Origin of the sequence: Marinobacterium sp. MBR-111 (genome assembly GCF_040547585.1) — a bacterium.
GTDB classification, from domain to species: Bacteria; Pseudomonadota; Gammaproteobacteria; order Pseudomonadales; family Balneatricaceae; genus Marinobacterium; species Marinobacterium iners.
The window spans coordinates 1-1,942 of the sequence record NZ_JBEPQA010000070.1 but is presented as its reverse complement, the minus strand read 5'-3'; the positions used below and the strand labels follow the sequence as shown (position 1 = coordinate 1,942).

The following is a 1,942-nucleotide window of genomic DNA, read 5'->3' as shown; positions in this document are numbered from 1 at the left end:
TGACTGAGTGCTACATCCGCTTTGGACAGTTTGGCCTGTTTGCCTTTACCCGCTGGCTTGGCCGCTTTGGTCGCTTCGATGAACTTGCGGCGGGCATGATCCCAGCAGCCGATGCGTGTCAGCTCATTGGCTGAGCAGATCTGCGCATAACCGGAGTAACCATCCGCCTGCAGCACACCCTTGAAGTCATCAAGCAGGCGCACGGGCACCGCTCCACTTCGAGAGGGATCATAGGCGAACAGGATGGAAGATTGGCCCGGTGGACCGCCACGGGTCACCCACATCCATTTATCGGATTGGGCAGCCTTACCATCCTCTTTGAGTACCTGGATCCGGGTTTCATCAGCCTGCAGGTAGGCCGCACTGTTCTGCGCCTCCCGCATCAGATGGATCAGCGGTTTGAACACCTCATCCAGACGGATGATCCAGTGCGCCATACTGGTGCGGCTCAGCTCATGGCCCAGACGTTTGAACATCTGCTCTTGCCGATACAACGGCAGACCATCGGCATATTTGGAGGTGATCAGGTAGGCCAGCAGGGCCGGGGTGGCGATGCATTTGCCCAGCGGGTGTGTCGGGCGAGCCGCGGCTACGATCCGCTCGTCGCCGTTCGTCTCGAACACGGCTTTTTCCTGCCAGTATTCCAGTACTTTGAGCTGAGCCGGGATATAGTCCAACTCTTCCTTCACCTTGGTGAAGAAGGTTTTGACGGCCCCGGCCTTCTCTTCATCACTCAGCAGCAGCTCGATGCGCTCACGCAGCAGGTGATCGGAGAAGCCGCGCTGACGGCGTTTGGGTGCAGAGGTGGCAGCAGGGGTATCGTCTTCAGCGACTTCAATATCGTCCGGGAGCTGATCCCGCAGCTGATCGATCTCGGCTTCCAGTTCGGACTCATCGAACAGATGGATCTGGTGGGCCGTTTTCTCACTGCTGGCCGCGAACCGCTGGATGCGCTGCAAGCGCAGCATCTCTTCCAGCAGCAGGATGTATTGCTCGCGCTTTTGGATATGCTGCTCTTGATGTTGGAGTTGCTGCTGTAGCCCAGCCACCATCGACAGCAAGTCAGCGGTCGATAAACTGCTGATATCAGGCGTCTTTGAGGTGGTTTTGGGCTGTGTTTTCATGGGCAAAATTATATCAAAAACAGCCCGTTGAAGCACCCAAAACCCGCTATCCAACGGCCTCATAATGCACGGTTTTATGGCCTTGCAGCAGGCTGATATCATAACCATCGAGCAACCAGTTGATCTGTTCGCCGGTCAACGGCATGAGCTCATCAGCCGGGCTGGGCCACTTGAATTTCTCTTCGGCCAGTGCCTTGTAATAGAGGATAAAACCGTTGTCTTCCCACATCAGGCACTTGATCTTGTTACGCTGCCGGTTGGTGAACGCATACAGGGCACCAGTGAAGGGGCTACGCCCTAACTCCTGCTCAATCAGCACCGCCAGGCCATTGGCTTGCTTGCGAAAATCAATGGGCTCACGGTACAGATAGATCTCGGGCATGGACCGAGAGGGACGCAGATACCGCGGTTTCATCAGAGCTGCCTCAGGATTGCACCGAGCAGGTCAACATTACCGGCATGCAGCCCTGTAATGGCCATGCCACCCGGAAGCCTCAGGGTCAGATCATCCGATAGCGGTGAAGCGGCCACCTGGGTGACGCGAGCAAAGCCGGGTGTTGGTGAGCGCTCGGTATCGGTCGCATCATCTGTACCTTCGAGCTTGCGGCGCCAATAGACAAACTGGTGATAGGACAGTGACTGCTGTTTGCAGAAAGCAGCGCCGGATAGCCCGGTATCGCGCCAGTGTTCAATGTACTGTTGCCAGTAGTGTGTGCGCTCGGTTGAGTTCATGATGGATTCCTCGCGTAGGTGACGATGGAATCAGTGTGCGGCGGTTAGTGGCTGGAAAAAAGGTGCTGATTCTCTGGCGCTTACGC

3 protein-coding genes are annotated in these 1,942 nt (G+C 56.4%); all 3 read right to left on the bottom strand.

What is annotated here, in order from left to right; translation table 11 throughout:
• The coding region (tnpC, locus tag ABIE61_RS18705) for an IS66 family transposase (protein ID WP_354412389.1) at positions 1 to 1,124 on the bottom strand (1,124 nt) is incomplete at its 3' end.
• A gap of 46 nt (positions 1,125 to 1,170) precedes the next feature.
• The gene (tnpB, locus tag ABIE61_RS18700; RefSeq protein WP_354412386.1) at positions 1,171 to 1,539 is read right to left on the bottom strand and encodes an IS66 family insertion sequence element accessory protein TnpB; all 369 of its coding nucleotides are present in this window, start codon (positions 1,537 to 1,539) and stop codon (positions 1,171 to 1,173) included.
• The gene (gene tnpA, locus ABIE61_RS18695) at positions 1,539 to 1,856 is read right to left on the bottom strand and encodes an IS66 family insertion sequence element accessory protein TnpA (protein WP_354412383.1); all 318 of its coding nucleotides are present in this window, start codon (positions 1,854 to 1,856) and stop codon (positions 1,539 to 1,541) included. The genes tnpB and tnpA overlap by 1 nt, the downstream gene beginning before the upstream one ends.
• Between the last annotated feature and the right edge of the window lie 86 nt (positions 1,857 to 1,942).